This window comes from Streptomyces sp. NPDC089919 (assembly GCF_040684615.1).
Classification (GTDB): domain Bacteria; phylum Actinomycetota; class Actinomycetes; order Streptomycetales; family Streptomycetaceae; genus Streptomyces.
The window spans coordinates 1-19,032 of record NZ_JBFBGK010000135.1; the positions used below are offsets into that span (position 1 = coordinate 1).

Annotated in this window: 15 protein-coding genes; 7 read left to right on the top strand and 8 right to left on the bottom strand. The window is 74.6% G+C overall.

Going from position 1 to position 19,032, the window contains the following annotated elements:
- The 7 genes from AB0O40_RS34010 to AB0O40_RS34040 all read left to right on the top strand — a co-directional run.
- Positions 1 to 1,948: molybdopterin dinucleotide binding domain-containing protein (locus AB0O40_RS34010; protein ID WP_365049443.1), on the top strand; the 1,948-nt coding region annotated here is incomplete at its 5' end.
- A gap of 2 nt (positions 1,949 to 1,950) precedes the next feature.
- Entirely contained in the window at positions 1,951 to 3,468 is a 1,518-nt protein-coding gene (narH, locus tag AB0O40_RS34015) for a nitrate reductase subunit beta (RefSeq protein WP_365049445.1), read from the top strand.
- Positions 3,468 to 4,172: a nitrate reductase molybdenum cofactor assembly chaperone gene (gene narJ, locus AB0O40_RS34020; protein WP_365049447.1), complete on the top strand. Its 705-nt coding sequence runs from the start codon at positions 3,468 to 3,470 to the stop codon at positions 4,170 to 4,172. Before narH ends, narJ begins: the two co-directional genes overlap by 1 nt.
- Complete coding sequence (narI, locus tag AB0O40_RS34025) at positions 4,169 to 4,897, top strand: respiratory nitrate reductase subunit gamma (protein WP_365049449.1); 729 nt, start codon at positions 4,169 to 4,171, stop codon at positions 4,895 to 4,897. Before narJ ends, narI begins: the two co-directional genes overlap by 4 nt.
- The gene (locus tag AB0O40_RS34030) at positions 4,894 to 6,117 is read left to right on the top strand and encodes a TIGR04053 family radical SAM/SPASM domain-containing protein (RefSeq protein ID WP_365049451.1); all 1,224 of its coding nucleotides are present in this window, start codon (positions 4,894 to 4,896) and stop codon (positions 6,115 to 6,117) included. The genes narI and AB0O40_RS34030 overlap by 4 nt, the downstream gene beginning before the upstream one ends.
- A gap of 57 nt (positions 6,118 to 6,174) precedes the next feature.
- The gene (gene hemG / locus AB0O40_RS34035) at positions 6,175 to 7,551 is read left to right on the top strand and encodes a protoporphyrinogen oxidase (RefSeq protein ID WP_365049453.1); all 1,377 of its coding nucleotides are present in this window, start codon (positions 6,175 to 6,177) and stop codon (positions 7,549 to 7,551) included.
- Positions 7,552 to 7,632: 81 nt separating this feature from the next.
- Positions 7,633 to 9,150 (top strand): alpha/beta hydrolase, encoded by a 1,518-nt coding sequence (locus AB0O40_RS34040; protein ID WP_365049455.1) that lies wholly within the window; start codon positions 7,633 to 7,635, stop codon positions 9,148 to 9,150.
- Positions 9,151 to 9,225: 75 nt separating this feature from the next.
- Here the strand turns inward: AB0O40_RS34040 and moeZ are convergent, their stop codons facing one another.
- The 8 genes from moeZ to AB0O40_RS34080 all read right to left on the bottom strand — a co-directional run bounded on the left by moeZ (position 9,226) and on the right by AB0O40_RS34080 (position 18,997).
- The gene (moeZ, locus tag AB0O40_RS34045) at positions 9,226 to 10,404 is read right to left on the bottom strand and encodes an adenylyltransferase/sulfurtransferase MoeZ (protein ID WP_365049457.1); all 1,179 of its coding nucleotides are present in this window, start codon (positions 10,402 to 10,404) and stop codon (positions 9,226 to 9,228) included.
- A gap of 64 nt (positions 10,405 to 10,468) precedes the next feature.
- Positions 10,469 to 11,212 (bottom strand): spherulation-specific family 4 protein, encoded by a 744-nt coding sequence (locus AB0O40_RS34050; RefSeq protein WP_365049459.1) that lies wholly within the window; start codon positions 11,210 to 11,212, stop codon positions 10,469 to 10,471.
- Complete coding sequence (locus AB0O40_RS34055) at positions 11,200 to 12,183, bottom strand: NAD-dependent epimerase/dehydratase (protein WP_365049461.1); 984 nt, start codon at positions 12,181 to 12,183, stop codon at positions 11,200 to 11,202. Before AB0O40_RS34055 ends, AB0O40_RS34050 begins: the two co-directional genes overlap by 13 nt.
- Before the next feature lie 205 nt (positions 12,184 to 12,388).
- A complete protein-coding gene (locus AB0O40_RS34060; protein WP_365049463.1) occupies positions 12,389 to 13,585 on the bottom strand; it encodes a hypothetical protein in 1,197 nt (398 codons plus the stop codon).
- Positions 13,582 to 15,225, bottom strand: a complete 1,644-nt coding sequence (locus AB0O40_RS34065; protein ID WP_365049465.1) for a DUF3492 domain-containing protein — start codon at positions 15,223 to 15,225, stop codon at positions 13,582 to 13,584. Before AB0O40_RS34065 ends, AB0O40_RS34060 begins: the two co-directional genes overlap by 4 nt.
- Positions 15,226 to 15,435: 210 nt before the next feature.
- Complete coding sequence (locus AB0O40_RS34070; protein WP_365049467.1) at positions 15,436 to 17,070, bottom strand: ABC transporter ATP-binding protein; 1,635 nt, start codon at positions 17,068 to 17,070, stop codon at positions 15,436 to 15,438.
- Positions 17,067 to 18,056, bottom strand: a complete 990-nt coding sequence (locus AB0O40_RS34075; protein WP_365049469.1) for an ABC transporter permease — start codon at positions 18,054 to 18,056, stop codon at positions 17,067 to 17,069. The genes AB0O40_RS34070 and AB0O40_RS34075 overlap by 4 nt, the downstream gene beginning before the upstream one ends.
- Positions 18,053 to 18,997, bottom strand: a complete 945-nt coding sequence (locus AB0O40_RS34080; RefSeq protein WP_365049470.1) for an ABC transporter permease — start codon at positions 18,995 to 18,997, stop codon at positions 18,053 to 18,055. Before AB0O40_RS34080 ends, AB0O40_RS34075 begins: the two co-directional genes overlap by 4 nt.
- Positions 18,998 to 19,032: the final 35 nt, after the last annotated feature.

The window sequence follows — 19,032 nt, forward strand, 5'->3', positions numbered from 1 at the left end:
CGGCCAGGAGAAGTGCCGCCCGGTCACCGGCTGGGCCACCCTCGCCGCCGCCTCCGACTGGTCCCGCCCGCCCCGCCAGATGATCGGCGCCGCGTGGTTCTACCTGCACACCGACCAGTGGCGGTACGACACGCTGCCGGCCGAGGCGCTGGCCTCCCCGCTGGGCGACGGCCGCTTCAAGGACATGACGGGGGCCGACTGCCTGGCCGCCTCGGCGCGGATGGGCTGGATGCCCTCCTACCCGACCTTCGACCGCAACCCGCTGGAGCTGGGCGCCGCGGAGGACCCGGTGGCCGAGGCCGTCCGGGAGCTGAAGGCGGGCACCCTCGGCTTCGCCGGCGAGGACCCGGACGCGCCCGGGAACTGGCCCCGGGTGCTGAACGTGTGGCGGGCCAACCTGCTGGGCTCCAGCTCGAAGGGGAACGAGTACTTCCTCAAGCACCTGCTGGGCACCCACTCCAACCTCCCGGAGGACGGGCCCCGCTGCACCCCGCGGGACGTGGCCTGGCGGGAGGCGGACGTCGAGGGCAAGCTCGACCTGCTGATGTCCATGGACTTCCGGATGACCTCGACGACCCTGCTGTCGGACGTGGTGCTGCCGGCCGCCACCTGGTACGAGAAGCACGACCTGTCCTCCACGGACATGCACCCCTTCCTGCACGCCTTCACCCCGGCGGTGGACCCGCCCTGGCAGGCCCGGTCCGACTACGACGCCTTCCTGGCGGTCGCCCGCCGCTTCGGCGAACTGGCCGGGGAGCACCTGGGCGTGCGCCGGGACCTGGTGGCCACCGCGCTCCAGCACGACACCCCGGGCGGCGAGATGGCGCAGCCCGGCGGGGTGGCGCTGGACTGGTCGAAGGGCGAGTGCGAGCCGGTGCCCGGCCGCACGATGTACAACCTCGCGGTGGTCGAGCGGGACTACGGCGCGGTGGGCGAGAAGTTCGCCGCGCTGGGCCCGCTGGTGGACACCCTGGGCGTGACGACCAAGGCCGTCACCTTCGACGTGGCCGAGGAGGTCGGGTACCTGGCCGCGAAGAACGGCACGGTCCGCTCGGGCGTCGCCACCGGCCGGCCCCGGCTGGAGACCGCGCAGCAGGCCTGCGAGGCGATCCTGTCGCTGTCCGGGACGAGCAACGGCCGGCTCGCCGTCCAGGGCTTCGAGACGCTGGAGAAGAAGGTCGGCACGCCGATGGCGCACCTGGCCGCCGAGGCCGAGGGCAAGCGGATCTCCTTCGCCGACACCCAGGCCCGCCCGGTCCCGGTGATCACCTCGCCGGAGTGGTCCGGCAGCGAGTCCGGCGGCCGCCGCTACACGGCCTTCACGGTCAACACCGAGCACCTCAAGCCCTGGCACACCCTGACCGGCCGGCAGCACTTCTTCCTGGACCACGACTGGCTGCACGAGGTGGGCGAGAGCCTGCCGGTCTTCAAGCCGCCGCTGAACATGCACCGGCTGTACGGGGAGCCCGAGCTGGGTCCCGTCGACGAGAAGACGGTGGCGGTGCGGTACCTGACCCCGCACAACAAGTGGGCGATCCACAGCCAGTACCAGGACAACCTCTACATGATGACCCTGGGCCGCGGCGGCCAGACGGTCTGGATGTCCCCCCAGGACGCCGAGGCCATCGGGGTCGCCGACAACGACTGGATCGAGGCGGTCAACCGCAACGGCGTGGTCACCGCCCGCGCGATCGTCTCCCACAAGATGCCGCCCGGCACGGTCTACATGAACCACGCGCAGGAGCGCACGGTCGGCGTCCCCAAGACGGAGAAGACCGGCCGCCGCGGCGGCATCCACAACTCCCTCACCCGCGTGATGCTCAAGCCCACCCACCTGGTGGGCGGCTACGCCCAGTTGACGTGGGCCTTCAACTACCTGGGCCCGACCGGCAACCAGCGCGACGAGGTGACGGTCATCCGCCGCCGCTCGCAGAAGGTGGAGTTCTAGTCATGCGCGTGATGGCACAGATCGCGATGGTGATGAACCTCGACAAGTGCATCGGCTGCCACACCTGCTCCGTCACCTGCAAGCAGGCCTGGACCAACCGCCAGGGCACCGAGTACGTCTGGTTCAACAACGTCGAGACCCTTCCCGGCCAGGGCTACCCGCGCCGCTGGGAGGACCAGGAGAAGTGGAAGGGCGGCTGGGAGCGGACCCGCTCTGGCCGGCTGCGGCTGCGCGCCGGCGGCCGCCTCGCCAAGCTGGGCAAGATCTTCGCGAACCCGGACCTCCCGGAGATCGACGACTACTACCAGCCGTGGACCTACGAGTACAAGAACCTCACCGAGGCCCCGGCGGGCGACGACATGCCCACCGCCCGGCCCGTCTCGCAGGTCACCGGGGAGCCGCTGGACACCATCGAGTGGGGCCCCAACTGGGACGACAACCTCGGCGGCGCGCCCACCCACGCCCCCAAGGACCCGATCGTGCAGAAGCTCCGCGACGAGGTGGGCGAGAAGATCCGCTTCGAGTTCGAGCAGAGCTTCATGTTCTACCTGCCGCGGATCTGCGAGCACTGCCTCAACCCGGCCTGCGTCTCCTCCTGTCCCTCCGGCGCGATGTACAAGCGCGAGGAGGACGGCATCGTCCTGGTCGACCAGGACCAGTGCCGCGGCTGGCGGATGTGCGTCACCGGCTGCCCCTACAAGAAGGTCTACTTCAACCACGCCACCGGCAAGGCCGAGAAGTGCACCTTCTGCTTCCCGCGCATCGAGGTCGGGATGCCGACGGTCTGCTCGGAGACCTGCGTGGGCCGGATGCGGTACCTGGGCGTGATGCTCTACGACGCCGACAAGGTCGCCGAGGCGGCGGCCGTCGAGGACGAGCAGGACCTCTACCCGGCCCAGGTGGAGTGCTTCCTCGACCCGCACGACCCGGCGGTCGCCGAAGCGGCCCGGGCGTCCGGGATCACCGAGGAGTGGCTGGACGCGGCCCGCCGCTCCCCCGTCTACGACCTGATCGCCACCTACCAGGTGGCACTGCCGCTGCACCCGGAGTACCGCACCATGCCGATGGTCTGGTACGTCCCGCCGCTCTCGCCGGTGGTCGAGGCGGTGGCCGCCACCGGCCGGGACGGCGAGGACGCCGGGAACCTCTTCGGCGCCATCGACGCGCTGCGCATCCCGGTCACCTACCTGGCCGAGCTGCTGACCGCGGGCGACACGTACGCGGTGGAGGCGGTGCTGCGCCGGATGGCGGCGATGCGCGCCTACATGCGGCGGATCAACCTGGGCGAGCCCGAGGACGAGTCGGTCGCCGCGGCGGTGGGGCTGACCGGCCAGGAGATGCGGGACATGTTCCGGCTGCTGGCCGTCGCCAAGCTCGAGGACCGCTTCGTGGTCCCGACCGCTGCCCGGTCCGACGCGGACGCGCTGGCCGACTCCCACCCCCTGGATGCCGAGTGTCCCGTCGCGGAGATCACAGCTTCGCGTGTGATGCTCAACCTCAGCCCCACCCGGAGGCGTTGATGGCTGCGGAGGCCCTTTCCCCCGATGCGCTGGTACGACTGGTCGCGGGCCACTGCCTGCGGTACCCCGACTCCGTCCTTTACGGCGAGCTCCCCCGGCTCCGTGCGGCCCTCGCCGGGGCGCCCGCCGAACCGGCCCGGCTGCTCGGCACGTTCCTCGACCACGCGGCCGGCACCGAGCCGCTGGCCCTGGCCGGGCACTACACCTCGGTCTTCGACACCCGCAACCGGCGCTGCCTGTACCTGACCTGGTGGTCTGACGGGGACACCCGGCGGCGGGGGCTGTCGCTGGTGCGGCTCAAGCGGATCTACCGCGACTACGGGCTGGAGTTCCGCGGCGAGGAGCTGCCCGACTTCCTGCCGGTGGCGCTGGAGTTCGCCGCCCGGCACGAGAGCGCCGGCACCGAACTGCTCCAGGAGCACCGGGCCGGGCTGGAGCTGCTGAGGCTGGCGCTGGGCGCGGCCGACACCCCGTACACGCGGGTGCTGGAGGCGGTCTGCGCCACCCTGCCCGGGCCCTCCCCGGAGACGAAGGCGGAGGCCAAGGCGCTGGCGCGGAACGGCCCGCCGCAGGAGCTGGTGGGCGCCGGCTCGCCGCTGGAGCCCTTCGGGCCTGGCATTGACCGGCCCGACGACCTGCCGATGCCCGGGGCCGACCTGTCCGTCGACCTCCCCTGGCCCACCCTGGAGAGGACCGCGTCATGACCGACCTGCTGCTGTGGGGCGTGCTGCCGTACGTCTCGGTGGCGCTGCTGATCGCCGGGACGGTCTGGCGGGCGCGCTACGACAAGTTCGGCTGGACCACGCACTCCTCGCAGGTCCACGAGTCGCGGCTGCTGCGGATCGGTTCGCCGCTCTTCCACTTCGGGATGGCCTTCGTGGTCCTGGGGCACGTGGTCGGGCTGCTGGTCCCGCAGAGCTGGACGGACGCGGTCGGACTCTCCGACCACGCCTACCACCTGCTGGCGATATCCACCGGCACGGTCGCCGGCGTCGCGGCGGCGGCCGGCATCGGGGTGCTGCTCTACCGGCGCTTCTCGGTCCCGGCGGTGCGCCGGGCCACGCTCCGCAGCGACCACCTGATGTACACCTTCCTGCTGGGCGCGATGGTGCTGGGGCTGACCGCCACGGTCCTCAACTCGACCGGGGCGACGCACGGTTACAACTACCGCGAGGGCATCTCCCCGTGGTTCCGCAGCCTGTTCACCCTCTCCCCCGACTACCACCTGATGGCGGGCGCGCCGCTCGCCTTCAAGCTGCACATCCTCTTCGGCTTCACGCTCTTCGCGCTGATCCCGTACTCGCGGCTGGTGCACGTCTTCAGCGCACCGGTGAAGTACCTGTTCCGGCCGTACGTCGTCTACCGCGCGCGGGACCCGAAGCTGACCGCCAACCGCAAGGCGCGGCGCGGCTGGGAGCGGGTCTCGTGAGCCGCCCGGCCGGGGCTGCGGGCCGGGGGCCGCGGGGCCGGACACCGGTGCGCCGCCCCCGGCACGCCATCGGCGAGCGGCCCTTCATCGTGATCTGGGAGACCACCCGGGCCTGTCCGCTGGCCTGCCTGCACTGCCGGGCCGAGGCGCAGACCGGGCGGGACCCGCGGGAGCTGGACGGCGCGGCCGCCCGCCTCCTGATGGACCAGATCGCGTCCTTCGGCAAGCCGAGCCCGCTCTTCGTGATCACCGGCGGGGACCCCTTCCAGCGGCCCGACCTGACCGACCTGGTCGGCTACGGCACCTCCCTGGGCCTGCGGGTCGCGGTCTCGCCCTCGGGCACCCCGACCCTGACCCGCGCGAACCTGACCGCGGTCCGCGACGCCGGGGCGGTGGCCCTGTCGCTGTCCCTGGACGGCTCGACGGCCGAGCGGCACGACGCCTTCCGGGGCGTGCCCGGGGTCTTCGACTGGACCCTGGAGGGCTGGCGGGACGCCCGCGCACTGGGCCTGAAGGTCCAGATCAACACGACGGTCAGCCGGCACAGCCTGGCCGACCTCGCGGACGTGGCCGCGCTGGTGCGCCGGGAGGGCGCGATGCTGTGGTCCGGCTTCCTGCTGGTGCCCACCGGCCGCGGGGAGCAGCTGGACGCGCTCACCCCGGCCGAGACCGAGGACGTGCTGCACTTCCTCTACGACTGCGGGGCGGTCCTGGCGACCAAGACGACGGAGGGGCACCACTTCCGGCGGGTGGCGCTCCAGCGGGCCGTACTGGACCGGCGCGGCGAACGGCCGGAGCTGGGCCCGCTGTACGCGCGGCTGTCCGCCCGGGCGGCGGAACTGGGGCTCTTCGACGGGGAGCGGCGGGCGGTGCGCCGGCCACCGATGGACGTGTCCTCGGGGCGCGGCTTCGTCTTCGTCTCGCACACCGGCGAGGTGCACCCCAGCGGCTTCCTGCCGGTCTCGGCGGGGAACGTCCGCAGCCGGCCGCTGCCGGAGATCTACCGGGACTCCGGGCTGTTCCGCCGGCTGCGGGACCCGGAACTGCTCCGCGGCAAGTGCGGGGCCTGCGAGTTCAAGGCGGTCTGCGGCGGCTCCCGGTCCCGGGCGTACGGCGCGACCGGGGACGTGCTGGCGGCCGACCCGTACTGCGGGTACGAGCCGGGCAGCTTCCCGTACCAGGACGAACTCCGCGATCTGACCGAAAGCACGAAGAACTGACAGCCGTCCTTTCCTAGGGTGGCGGACGGGGCAGGTCCGTCCGAGGAGTGCAGAGCAATGCGTTCAGTGATCGTCATCGGTGGCGGCATCAGCGGGCTGGCCGCCGCCTGGGAGTTGCGCGGCGCGGCCGACGTGACCGTACTGGAGAGCCGGCCGCGGGTCGGCGGCAAGCTGCGGACCGGGACGATCGCGGGGGTGGCCGTCGACGAGGGCGCCGAGTCGCTGATGGCCCTGCGGCCGGAGGCGGTGGAGCTGGCCGCGGCGGTCGGACTGGGCGGGGCGCTGTGCGACCCGGCGCAGTCGCCGACCACGATCTGGACCGGCGGCGCGCTGCGGCCGCTGCCGGCCGGGCACGTCATGGGCGTACCGGTGGACCCGGCGGCGCTGGCCGGCACCGGGCTGCTGTCGCCGGCGGGCGTGGCGCGGGTGGCCGCCGAGGAGACCCTGCCCGCCGAACCGCTGACCGGGGACTGCTCGGTCACCGACTACCTCGCGGGCCGGTTCGGCCGGGAGGCGGTGGACCGGCTGGTCGAGCCGCTGCTGGGCGGGGTGTACGCGGGGCGCGCGGACCGGCTCTCGCTGCGGGCGGCGATGCCCCGGATCGCGGCCCTGGCCGAACAGGGCGGACCGCTGCTGCCGGCGCTGCGCCGGATGCGGGCGGCCGGCGCGCCCCGGTCGGGTGCGGTGGCCGTGCAGGGCGTGGCCGGCGGCACCGGCCGGTTCCCGGCGGCGGTGGCGGCGGCCTGCGGGGCGCGGATCCTGACCGGCACCACGGCCCGGGCGCTGGCGGTGACCCCCTCGGGCCGCTGGCGGGTCCAGGCCCGCACCGACGACGGGCCGCTGACCATGGAGGCGGACGCGGTGGTGCTGGCGCTGCCGGCCTTCGCCGCGGCGGCGCTGCTGCGGCCGCACTCCCCGGCGGCCGAGGAAGAGCTGGCGGCCGTCCCGCACGCCTCGACGGCCGTGATCACCATGGCCTTCGCCCGCTCCCAGGCGCACTTCCTCCCGGAGGGCAACGGCTTCCTGGTGCCGCCGGTGGACGGGCACACCCTGAAGGCCGCGTCCTTCCTCTCCAACAAGTGGCCCTGGCTGGCCGCCGCGGCACCGGACCTCTTCGTGCTGCGCGCCTCGATCGGCCGGATCGGCGAGGAGCGGCTGCTGGACCGGCCGGACCGGGTGCTGACCCGGACCGCGGTGGCCGAGCTGCACCGGGCGGTGGGCCCGCTGGGCGAGCCGGTGGCCACCCGGGTGACCCGCTGGGAGCGGGGCCTGCCGCAGTACGGCGTGGGGCACCGGGAGCGGGTCGGCCGGATCCGCGAGGCGGTCGCCAAGCTCCCCGGGCTGGCCGTCTGCGGGGCCGCCTACGAGGGCGTGGGGGTGGCGGCCTGTGTGGCCACCGGCCGCGCCGCCGCCCGCCAGGTGCTGGCCGCCTGACCGGCCGCGCGGGCCGGGCGGGCCACCCGGTCGGGTCAGCGTGCCGGGCGGCGCGGGTGGGGGCCGCGCAGGATGAGGCGTATGCCGACCTCCCCCCGGCTGCGCCTCGCAGCGATCGCCGCCGCCGCCCTCCTGCCGCTCGCCGGCTGCTCGGACGGGGGGAGCAGGGCCGCCAAGCCCGAATCCCTCGCCTGGGAGCCCTGCCCCGCGCCCGACGCGGCCGAGGGCACCGGGCAGCCGCCCGGACCCGAGTGGGAGTGCACCGCGCTCGACGTACCGCTCGACTACGACAAGCCCGACGGGGACACCATCGAGCTGGCCCTGATCCGGGCCAGGGCCACCGACGCCACGCACCGCATCGGCTCGCTGATCTACAACTTCGGCGGCCCCGGCGGCTCCGGGGTCGCCACCCTGCCGGCCGCCGCCAAGGACTACCAGCGCCTGCGCGCCCGCTACGACCTGGTGAGCTTCGACCCCCGCGGGGTGGGCCGCAGCGCCGCGGTGCGCTGCGAGGACGACAAGCAGCTGGACGCCTACTACGCCTCGGACGCCACCCCCGTCGGCCCGGCCGCCGAGAAGACCTTCGTCGACAACCTCAAGACCTACTCCGCCGCCTGCGAGAAGAACTCCGGCGCGGTGCTGCCCTACGTCGGCACCCTCAACGCCGCCCGGGACCTCGACCGGATCCGGGACGCCCTCGGCGACGCGAAGCTGTACTACTTCGGCATCTCGTACGGCACCGAACTGGGCGGGGTCTACGCCCACTTGTTCCCGAAGAACGTCGGCCGGGCCGTCTTCGACGCGGTGGTGGACCCGACGAACGACGCCGCCCAGGGCGCCCTCGGCCAGGCCAAGGGCTTCCAGCTGGCGCTCGGCAACTTCGCGAAGGACTGCATCGACCGGGGCGACGAGTGCCGGCTCCCGGGCAGCACCCCCAAGGAGATCGAGGACGGCATCGTCGCGCTCCAGAAGCGGCTGGCGGTCAAGCCCATCCCGGTCGGCGACCGCAAGCTGACCGAGACCGCCGCCACCGGCGGGATCGCCCAGGCCCTCTACTCCAAGGACTTCTGGCCGCTGCTCGAACAGGGCCTGGACGAGGCCGACGGCGGCAGCGGGCAGCTCCTGCTGGCGCTGGCCGACGCGATGAACGGGCGCAACCAGAACGGCACGTACAGCAACATCGGCGCCGCCAACACCGCCATCAACTGCGCCGACTTCAAGGACCGCTACACCCTGGAGCAGACCAAGGCGCAGCTGCCGGCCTTCCGGGCCGCCTCCCGCGTCTTCGGCGACTACCTGGGCTGGGCGATGATGGGCTGCACCGCCTGGCCGGTACCCGGCGCCTGGCAGACCCCTGACGTCAGCGCCCCCGGGAGCGCGCCGATCCTGGTGATCGGCAACACCGGCGACCCGGCCACCCCGTACGAGGGCGCCGGCAAGATGGCCGAGAAGCTCGGCTCCGGCGTCGGCGTGGAGCTCACCTACAAGGGCGAGGGGCACGGCGCGTACGACAGCGGCAACCCCTGCGTGCAGAAGGCGGTGGACGGCTACCTGCTGGACGGCAAGGTGCCCGCCGCGGACAGCGTCTGCACCCGCTGACCGGCCCCGCACACGGCGCAGGGCCCGTGCCTCCCCGAGGAGGCACGGGCCCTGCGCACGATCCGGTGGCCGGGATCAGTAGATCGGCTTCTCCGGCTCGATCTGGTTGACCCAGCCGATCACGCCGCCGCCGACGTGGACCGCGTCGGAGAAGCCCGCGGACTTCAGCACCGCGAGGACTTCCGCACTGCGGACACCCGTCTTGCAGTGCAAGACGATGCGCTTGTCCTGCGGCATGTCCTGGAGGGCGGTGCCCATCAGGAACTCGCCCTTGGGGATCAGCTTCGCGCCCGGGATCGAGACGATCTCGTACTCGTTCTTCTCGCGGACGTCGATGATCTCGATCTTCTCGTCGGCGTCGATCCACTCCTTGAGCTGCTTCGGAGTGATCGTCGAGCCGAGCGCCGCCTCCTGGGCCTCCTCGGACACGACGCCGCAGAAGGCCTCGTAGTCGATGAGCTCGGTGACGGTCGGGTTCTCGCCGCAGACCGCGCAGTCGGGGTCCTTGCGGACCTTGACCTGGCGGTACTGCATCTCCAGGGCGTCGTAGATCATCAGGCGGCCGACCAGCGGCTCGCCGGTGCCCGTGAGGACCTTGATGGCCTCGGTGACCTGGATGGAGCCGATGGACGCGCACAGCACGCCCAGCACGCCGCCCTCGGCGCAGGAGGGGACCATGCCCGGCGGCGGGGGCTCCGGGTAGAGGCAGCGGTAGCAGGGGCCGTGCTCGGACCAGAAGACGGAGGCCTGGCCGTCGAAGCGGTAGATCGAGCCCCACACGTACGGCTTGCCCAGCAGCACGGCCGCGTCGTTGACCAGGTACCGGGTGGCGAAGTTGTCCGTGCCGTCGACGATCAGGTCGTACTGGCTGAAGATGTCCATCACGTTCTCGGCCTCGAGCCGCTCTTCGTGGAGGATCACGTTCACGTACGGGTTGATGCCGAGGACCGAGTCGCGGGCCGACTCCGCCTTCGAGCGGCCGATGTCCGCCTGGCTGTGGATGATCTGGCGCTGCAGGTTCGACTCGTCGACCTCGTCGAACTCGACGATGCCCAGCGTGCCGACACCGGCCGCGGCCAGGTACATGAGGGCGGGCGAGCCGAGGCCGCCGGCGCCCACGCAGAGCACCTTGGCGTTCTTCAGGCGCTTCTGCCCGTCCATCCCGACGTCGGGGATGATCAGGTGGCGGGAGTACCGACGGACCTCGTCAACGGTGAGCTCAGCAGCTGGCTCGACCAGGGGTGGCAGCGACACGGGGACTCCGTAGATGGGTAAGTCTTGAACGGTTGTTCTTCCCGTAACAGTGCCACGCCCTACTTCATTCCGAGACACCCTGTCCGATACGCGAGACAATTTCGTCCCAGTACCCGGGCATCCCGGCCCAGGGGTCCCCGCCGCCCGGCCGGTCGGTGAACCAGATGGTCCCGGCGCCCTGCCAGCGGGCCACGCGCAGGGCCTCCTCGAGGTGGGTGCGGGGGACGCCGTGGACGAAGTGGCAGAACCGCTCGGGCGGGTGCTCGGCGGTCCACTCGGCCACCTGCGACCAGCGGTAGTCCGCCCAACCGCCGCTGAAGGTGACCAGTTGGTCCGCGGTCTCGGCGTAGCCGGCGTACGGGTGGGTGCCGTGGCCCAGCACGATCCGGAGCCCGGCGGCCATCCCCCGCAGGGTGTCCGTCACCCGCCGCACCGGGTCCAGCCCGGCCCGGTCGGCGGGGGTGCGGGCCAGGTAGAAGCCGTCGACGCGGTACCAGTCGAGGAAGGTGTGGGCGTCGGAGACCAGCTCCCCGAAGGACCGCTCGCCGTCCCGCATCGCGAGATGGCCGAGCACCGTCCCGCCGGCCTCCCGCAGCCGGGCCACCGCCTCCAGGCAGTGCGGGTCGGGGCGCTGCCCGGGCCCTTCGGCGACGTTGAGCACCGCCCAGTGCAGCGGGGTGCCGGGCCGGGCCAGCTCGGCCCACTCCACCGGGGCGATCAGCGGGTGGGCGTAGCCGGGGATCCCGAAGCCCAGCCGGGCCGCCCCGGTCGCGGCCCGGCGGGCGTCGGAGGTCGTCAGATGCGACACGCGGCCTCCATCCAGATGTCGGCCAGGGACTCCTCCAGATTGATCCGGGGCCGCCAGCCGAGCCGGTCCCGGGCGGTGCGGACATCGGCCTGCTGCCAGGCCCCGCAGCCGTCCGGGTAGGGGTACGGGGAGCTGGGGGCGGCGGCGAGCTGTTCCGCGGAGGCCTCGGAGCGGGGCTGGCCGATGCCCGCCAGGCCCAGCGGCCGGCCGGGCGGCGGGCCGTCGAGCTCGTGCAGGGTGCCGCCGTAGCCGGCCACCCGGGCCAGCACGGCCGCCGCGTCCCGCAGCCGCACGGCCCGGCCGGTGCCGATGTTGACCACGCCCTGGGCGGCGGAGAGCGAGGCGGCGTGCACGGCCCGGGCCACGTCCCGGACGTCCACGAAGTCCCGCTGGACGCCGAGGCCGGCGAGCTTGAGCTCCCCGTCGCCGGACTGCATGGCCCGGCGCATGGCCTCGGCGAGCCGGCCCAGCGGCGAGCCGGCGGGGGTGCCGGGGCCGACCGGGGAGAACACTCGGAGCACGATGGCGTCGAGCCCGGAGCCCAGGACCAGCTCGGTGGCGGCGAGTTTGCTGACCCCGTAGGGGCCGCCCGGTCTGGGCACGGCGTCCTCCGCGGTGGAGGATCCGGGCTGGCTGGGCCCGTACTCGGCGGCGCAGCCCAACTGCACGAGCCGGGCGCCGCAGCCGCTGCGGCGCAGCGACTCGCAGATGGTGGCGACGGCGACGGTGTTGTGCCGGGTCAGGTCGCGGGCCCCGCCGCGGGTGGTGCCCGCGCAGTTGATCACGACGCCGGGGTGGACGGCGTCCAGGAAGCGGGTCAGCGCGCCGGGGCTGCCGGTCGCGAGGTCGAACCGGACGTCGGCGTCGTCGCCGCGGCCGAGCGCGGTGAGCTGCACGGCCGGGTCGGCGAGCAGCCGGTCGGCGACGTAGCGGCCGAGGTATCCGTTGGCTCCGATCAGCAGCACCCTCATCGCGCGCCCCCTTCGTGCCGACGGGGCGTGGCGGGTGATTGGGCGGTCATCTCTCGTTCTCCTTAGGGGGTGTTGCGGTGGGGTGGTGCGGATGGGACCGACGGCGTCGGCTCCGCCGGGTCCCGGTGGTGCGGTACCGGTCGTGGTGCGTGGGGGAGCCCCTCGAGGCTCCGTGGCAGGCTGGTACGGAGGCGGGCCCGGACGGTCATCCGGGCCCCCCGGCGGGCAGGTGGGCGGAGGCCCGGGAGAGGGCGCCCGCGGCGTGGCCGAGGAGGGCCAGCGCGCCGGTGGCGCACAGGGCGGTGAAGGCGCTGCCGGGCACCGGCGCGCCGAGCACCCCGGCGGCCAGCAGGGCGGTCCCGGTCGCGGCGAGCACGCCGCAGGTGTTGCGGGCGGCGGCGGGGTAGCCGTGCACGGCGAGCAGCCTGGCCAGCAGGAGGAGGACGGCCAGCGCGGTGCCGGTGCCCACGGACCCGCCGGTCAGGACCAGCAGCCCGGCCTGGGCGGCGGCGAACAGGGCCGTCACCCCGATGAGCAGGGGCCGCACCCCGGCCGCGAAGTCGTCGAGCACCCGGCTGCCGGCCAGCCGGCGGCGGGCCCGGCCGGCGAAGAGCCCGCCGCACCAGATGCCGGGGGCGACGCCGAGCGCCAGGCCGGTGAGGGTCCCGGCGGCGGTGGCGCCCGCGGCGGCCGCCGCCCCGGAGCCGGTGGCCAGCACGGCCGGGGCGGCGCCGACGGCGGCGGTCAGGGCCGGGGCCCAGAGCCAGCCGGAGAGCCCGGCGCGGCCGGCGGCCCGCAGCGGCCCCAGGCGCAGGGCCGCCGCGAGGGCGGCGAGCACCGCCACGGCCCCGGCGGCCGTGACCACGGCGGCACCGGTACCGGTGCCGGCGGCCGGGCCGGCCAGGAGCAGCCGGGCGGTGAGCGCGAGTGCGCCGGGTGCCAGGGCGGCCGCGTACCCGAGGGCCCGCCGCCGCAGGGTCAGCCGCTCCCAGCCGGAGCCGGGCAGCGCGGCGAGGGGCCCGGCCGCTTCCGCGGGGGTCCCGGGGCCGGCGGCGGCCCGGTCGGCCGGGTCGGCGGCGGCCGGGCCACCGGGGTGGTCCGGGCCGTCCAGCGGCCGCGGCACCCGGGCGTAGAGCTCCTCGGCGAGGGAGAAGACGTCCCGGTGCCGGAAGCGGGCCGCGGTCCGGTCGGTGACGCCGTGGGCCTCCAGCCCCGCGGCGATCTCCAGCGGGTCCACCGCCCGCTCGCAGAGCGCGCGGTGGCGGTGCAGCAGGACCTTCACCGGGTCCACCGCGACCCGGCGCCGCCCCGCGGGGTTGACGGACCGGTTGACGCCCTGGTCAACCGGGCGCGCGGGCTGTCCACCGGCCGCGAGCACGCCCTCGGCGCCCGGCCCGCTCATGCGGTCACCTCCGTGGTGGCGGCCCAGCCGGGCGCGGTCCACCGGCCCGGCACCCGGGCCTCGGCCGGCAGCCCGAAGGGCACCCGGTCGGCGGCGCCGCGGGCCGGGGAGTGCGAGATCAGCTCGAGGTAGAGGGAGCGGAAGGCGGCGAGGTTCTGCTCGACCGTGAAGAGCTCCAGGGCCCGGGCGCGGGCCGCGGCGCCGAGCCGGGCGGCCCGCTCGGGGTCGCCGAGCAGGGCCAGGCAGGCCTCGGCGAGGGCCCGGGGGTTGCGCGGCGGGACCACCAGCCCGGTGCCCCCGATCACCTCGCAGACCGCGCCGACGTCGGTGGAGACGGTGGCCCGGCCGCAGAACATCGCCTCGGCGAGGCTGACCGGGAAGCCCTCGACCACGGAGGCGAGCACCACCACCCGGCCGGCCGCGTAGGCGTCGGCGAGCCGGGGGGCCGCGGGGCCGCCGATCTCCTCGAAGCTGACCGGGCTCTCCCCCACGGTCACCGCGTCGGCCGCCTCGTCCGGGAAGAGCTGGGCGGCCAGCGCCTGGCAGTGGGCCAGGTAGGCGGCCGACTCGGCGGTGCGGGCGGGGGCCGCGAACAGCCGCAGCCGGGCGTCAGGTTCGGCCTTGCGGACCTCGGTGAAGGCGTGCAGCAGGCCGATGACGTCCTTGGCGGGCTCGATCCGGCCGACCCAGACGAGGGTGAGCGGATCGCCCTGGTCGGCGGCCTCGCCGACGGTGGCGAATCGGTCCGCCTCCATGCCGGGGTAGACGGTGCGCAGCTTGGCCCGGTCGGCCCCGCAGCGCTCCTGCCAGCGGCGGGCGTGGACGTTGCCGGGGGTGAGCAGGTCGGCCGAGCGGTAGATCTCGCCGGCCAGCCGGCCGTGGAAGGCGGCGAGCAGGGCGCGCACGGCGGGGGTCAGGGGCTCCCCGGCCCGCTCCAGGTAGTGCGCCCGGAGCTGGACGCCGTACTCGGTGACCAGCAGCGGGACCCCGCAGAAGCGTTTGGCCAGCAGGCCGGGCAGGGCGGCCACGCCGCCGGCGGTGGCGTGGCAGACGTCGACCCGGCCGAGCCGGTCGGCCCAGTCCAGGGCCAGCGGGCGCAGGGCGCGCTCCAGCTGGTCGACGAAGCCGAGCAGGTCGGTGACCTGGGCGCCCTGGGCGGTGCGGTTGGCGCCGGGGGCCCGGCAGGCGGCCTCCAGGGCGCGGACGGCGGTCTCGGAGCGCAGCGCGGCGCTCAGTCCGCCCTCGTCGCGGGCCAGTTCGGCGAGTCCGTAGAGCCCGTCGGCGAAGGGCTCGGGGGCGCCGGTGCAGACCCCGGCGACCAGTTCCTTGAAGTGCCCGGCGAACCGCCGCCGTTCACGCCGGCCATAGGCCCGCCCGTCGCCCACCACCACCCTTCTACGGAGGCCCTTCGGGCCCCACCTCTTGAAGTCGTCGGCCGGGGCCCACAGCGGGGCGGTGTGCACGCGGGTGACGTGCGGCGGCAGCGGGACCCGGCCGCGCTGCTCCTGCTCGGCGCTGCGGCTCAGCGCGAAGATCTCGAACTCGTGCCCTTCGAGGCCGCGCACCAGCCGGTCGCACCACAGCCTGGCGTCGCCGGTCGCATACGGATAACCGCCCTCCGTCAGCAGTCCGATCCGCACGAGTGCACCCCCGATCTCCCGTATGGGGCGGTCGCCGTGGGTCCGGTGACCTGCCGCGGAAGAACTCAAGCGGATCTGCCGGTGGCGCGATGGACGGTTGTCCGTCGCGCCACCGGAAGGGGTGAAGACTCGTAACTTTCCCGCCCGCCCCGCGTTTTGGCGCGGTAGAACGGCCGGGTACGGCGTGCCGTCAGGCGGGCCGGGGGCGGCTCAGACCCCCGCCGCCTCCTTCCGGGCGGCCCGTTCCGGGCCCCCTGCCTCCAGCGACGGCACCGCCGCCAGCAGCTGCCGGGTGTACGCGTGCGCCGGGCTCCCGTACACCTGCCCGACCGGGCCCTCCTCGACGATCCGGCCCTGCCGCATCACCGCCACCCGGTCGCTGACCTGGCGTACCACGGCCAGGTCGTGGGCGATGAAGACCAGCGCCAGCCCGAGCTCCTGCTGGAGTTCCCGGAGCAGGGCGGTGACCTGCGCCTGGGTGGTGACGTCCAGGGCCGAGACCGGCTCGTCGCAGACGATCAGGCGGGGGCGCGGGGCCAGGGCGCGGGCGATGCCGATGCGCTGGCGCTGGCCGCCGCTGAACTCGTGCGGGTAGCGGTCGTAGTGCTCCGGGTCGAGGCCGACCCGGGCCAGCAGCTCGCGCACCCGGTCCCGGACCACCCGCTCGTCGCGCTCCCCGGCCGCCCGCAGCGGGTCGGCGATGGACTCGCCCACGGAGCGGCGGGGGTTGAGGGAGGAGCCGGGGTCCTGGAAGACCATCTGGGCGCCGCGGGCGATGCCGCGGCTCGGCCGGCCCTCGTGCCTGACCTCGCCCGCGCCGGGCTCGAGGAGTCCGACCAGCATCCGCCCGAGGGTGGACTTGCCGCTGCCGGACTCCCCGACGATCCCCAGCGTCTCGCCGGGCCGGAGGGCCAGCGAGACCTCCGCCACCGCGGCGACCGCGTTCTTGCCCCGGCCGAAGGTCTTCCGTAGCCCGACGGCCTCGACCACCGGTGCGACGGTCGGGTCGGGTGCCGCGGCCGCCGCGGGCAGCGGCCCGTCCAGCCGCGGCACCGCCGCCAGCAGGGCGCGGGTGTACGGCTGGGCCGGGGCCGCGAGGACCCGGCCGACCGGGCCCCGTTCCACCGCGGCGCCGTCCCGCATGACCAGCAGGTCGTCCACCGACTCCGCCGCCACGCCCACGTCGTGGGTGACCAGGAGCAGGCCCAGGCCGCGCTCCTCGCGCAGGTCGCGCAGCAGGTCCAGGATCTGCGCCTGCACCGTGACGTCGAGGGCGGTGGTCGGCTCGTCGGCGATCAGCAGCCGCGGCTCGCAGGCCAAGGCCATCGCGATCAGGGCCCGCTGGCGCATGCCGCCGCTGAACTCGTGCGGCCGCGCGCGGGCCCGCCGGGCCGCGTCCGGGATGCCCACCCGGTCCAGCACCTCGACGGCCCGGGCCCGCGCGGCCCGCCGGCCGGCGTCGTGGTGCACCCGGTAGACCTCGGCGATCTGGTCGCCGACGGCGTAGTACGGGTCCAGCGAGCTGAGCGGGTCCTGGAAGACCATCGCCGCCAGCCCGCCGCGCAGCCGCCGCAGTGCGGCGGGGCCGGCAGCGGCCACGTCCGTGCCGGCCACCGTGACCGTGCCGGACAGCCGCGCCCCGGTGTCCTGGTGGAGGCCGAGCAGGGCGGCGGCGACGGTGGACTTGCCGCTGCCGGACTCGCCGACGATGCCCAGCGCCCGGCCCGGCGCCAGGGTGAAGGAGAGCCCGTCGACGGCCCGGAGCGTGGCGCCGGAGCCGCCGACCGGGAAGTCGACGGTCAGGTCCGCCACCTCGACCAGCGGTGCTGCGTCTACTGAGGTCATGCCAGGGCCACCCTTCGGTCCGCGGCGGCGTAGAGGAGGTCGGCGAGGGCGCCCGCGACGACCACCGCGGCGCCGATGACGAGGACCACGCCCACGACCACGGGCAGGTCCACCACCCGCACCCCGTCGATCAGCGTCTTGCCCAGCCCGGGGATGCCGAAAAGGGACTCGGTGAGCACCGCCCCGCCCATCATCGTGCCGAGGTCGATGGCGCTGAGCGCGACCACCGGCGGCACCGCCCCGCGCAGCGCGTGCCGTACGACCACCGCGCGCTCCGCCACGCCGTAGGCGCGGAAGGTGCGGATGTGGTCCTCGGCCAGCGTCTCCAGCGTGGCGCTGCGGGTGAGCCGGGCGTACTTGGCGCTCTCGAAGAAGCCGAGGGTCACCCAGGGCAGCAGCAGGTTCCAGGCCCACTGCTCGGGGTCGTCGGAGAAGGGCACGTACGTCGGGAACGGCAGCCACTGGAGGTAGGCGCAGACCGCCATGAGGAGCAGCAGGCCCAGGATGAAGACGGGCATGCCGGTGGCGGCGAGGGTGAGCACGGTCAGGGCGCGCTCGGTGAGCCCGCCCCGGCGCAGCGCGGAGAGCACGCCGCTGCCGACACCGATGACCAGCCAGATGACCATGGCGCCCAGGGCCAGCGAGAAGGTGGCCGGCAGCCGGTCCAGGATCAGCTCGGTGACCTGCTGGTCGTTCTGGTACGAGAAGCCGAGGCAGGGCGCGTCGCAGTGCAGGAGGCCGGTGCCGGCGGAGTAGTCGCGGCCGGCCACGATGCCCTGGAGGAAGTGCCCGTACTGGGCGAAGACCGAGTCGTTCAGGCCCAGTTGTTCGCGCACCTGGGCGATCTGCTGCGGGTTGCAGCGCTCGCCGCAGGCCAGCCGGGCGGGGTCGCCGGGGGCGAGGTAGAAGAGGCCGTAGACGGCCACCGACAGCAGGAGCAGCACGAGCAGGGCGCCCGCGGTGCGCTTGAGGACGAAGCGGGTCATGCTCCGGCTCCCTTCCGGGTGCGCGCGGTGCGGGTGCCGACCCGCAGCCGGGCCTCCTCGCGCGGGTCGAGGGCGGCGCGCACCGCGTCGCCGAGGACGGTGAAGGCGAGCACGGTGACGAAGAGCAGCCCGGCGGGCAGCAGGACGTAGGCCGGGTCGGCCAGGAACCAGGTCTGCGCGGTGGAGAGCATCTGCCCCCAGGAGGGGGTGGGCGGTTTGACGCCGATGCCGAGGAAGGACAGCGAGGCCTCGGTGACCATGTTGCCGGGCAGCAGGATCGCGGCGTACGTGATCACGGGTGCGGCCAGCGAGGGCAGCAGCTCGCGCCGGGCGATGGCCAGCCGGCCGCGCCCGGAGAGCCGGGCGGCCTCGACGAAGTCCAGTCCGCGCAGCGAGAGGGTCTGGGCCCGTACGACCCGGGCGGTGCCGCCCCAGCCGAGCAGGCCGATGATCAGGACGAGCAGCAGCGGCCGCGGGAAACCGGCCGGGACCACGGCGGTCAGCGCGATGCCGAGGACCAGGCCGGGCAGCGCGATCATGATGTCGGTGGCGCCGCCGACGACGGAGTCGGCGATGCGGCTGCCGAGCGCGGCGGTCAGCCCGGCGGCGACGCCCACCAGCACCTGCACGACGGTGGCGCCCAGCGCGACCAGCAGCGAGATGCGGGCGCCGTAGAGGAGCCGGGTGAACAGGTCGCGGCCGGTGCCCGGTTCGACGCCGAGCCAGTGGTCGGCGCTCGCGCCGCCGAAGGAGCCGGTCGGGACGCCGCCGCGGGCCGAGTCCACGAGGTCGTCGTGGAAGGCGTTGGGGTCCTGCCCGGTGAGGTGGGCGAGCAGGGGCGCGGCGAGCGCGAGGAGGACGAGCAGGCCGAGCACGCCGGCCGCCGCCACCGTCTCGTACGTCACCGACGGGGACCGGCACGTGATCGTCGACCCCGGCATGGTGGCGAGCCGCGACCGCATCCTCGGCCCGCTCG

Excerpts from the sequence above, each read along its gene's own strand:
- narH (WP_365049445.1), top strand. The coding sequence starts at position 1,951 with ATGCGCGTGATGGCACAGATCGCGATGGTGATGAACCTCGACAAGTGC.
- narJ (WP_365049447.1), top strand. The coding sequence starts at position 3,468 with ATGGCTGCGGAGGCCCTTTCCCCCGATGCGCTGGTACGACTGGTCGCG.
- narI (WP_365049449.1), top strand. The coding sequence starts at position 4,169 with ATGACCGACCTGCTGCTGTGGGGCGTGCTGCCGTACGTCTCGGTGGCG.
- hemG (WP_365049453.1), top strand. The coding sequence starts at position 6,175 with ATGCGTTCAGTGATCGTCATCGGTGGCGGCATCAGCGGGCTGGCCGCC.
- AB0O40_RS34040 (WP_365049455.1), top strand. The coding sequence starts at position 7,633 with ATGCCGACCTCCCCCCGGCTGCGCCTCGCAGCGATCGCCGCCGCCGCC.
- AB0O40_RS34055 (WP_365049461.1), bottom strand. The coding sequence starts at position 12,183 with ATGAGGGTGCTGCTGATCGGAGCCAACGGATACCTCGGCCGCTACGTC.
- AB0O40_RS34060 (WP_365049463.1), bottom strand. The coding sequence starts at position 13,585 with ATGAGCGGGCCGGGCGCCGAGGGCGTGCTCGCGGCCGGTGGACAGCCC.
- AB0O40_RS34070 (WP_365049467.1), bottom strand. The coding sequence starts at position 17,070 with ATGACCTCAGTAGACGCAGCACCGCTGGTCGAGGTGGCGGACCTGACC.
- AB0O40_RS34075 (WP_365049469.1), bottom strand. The coding sequence starts at position 18,056 with ATGACCCGCTTCGTCCTCAAGCGCACCGCGGGCGCCCTGCTCGTGCTG.
- AB0O40_RS34080 (WP_365049470.1), bottom strand. The coding sequence starts at position 18,997 with ATGCCGGGGTCGACGATCACGTGCCGGTCCCCGTCGGTGACGTACGAG.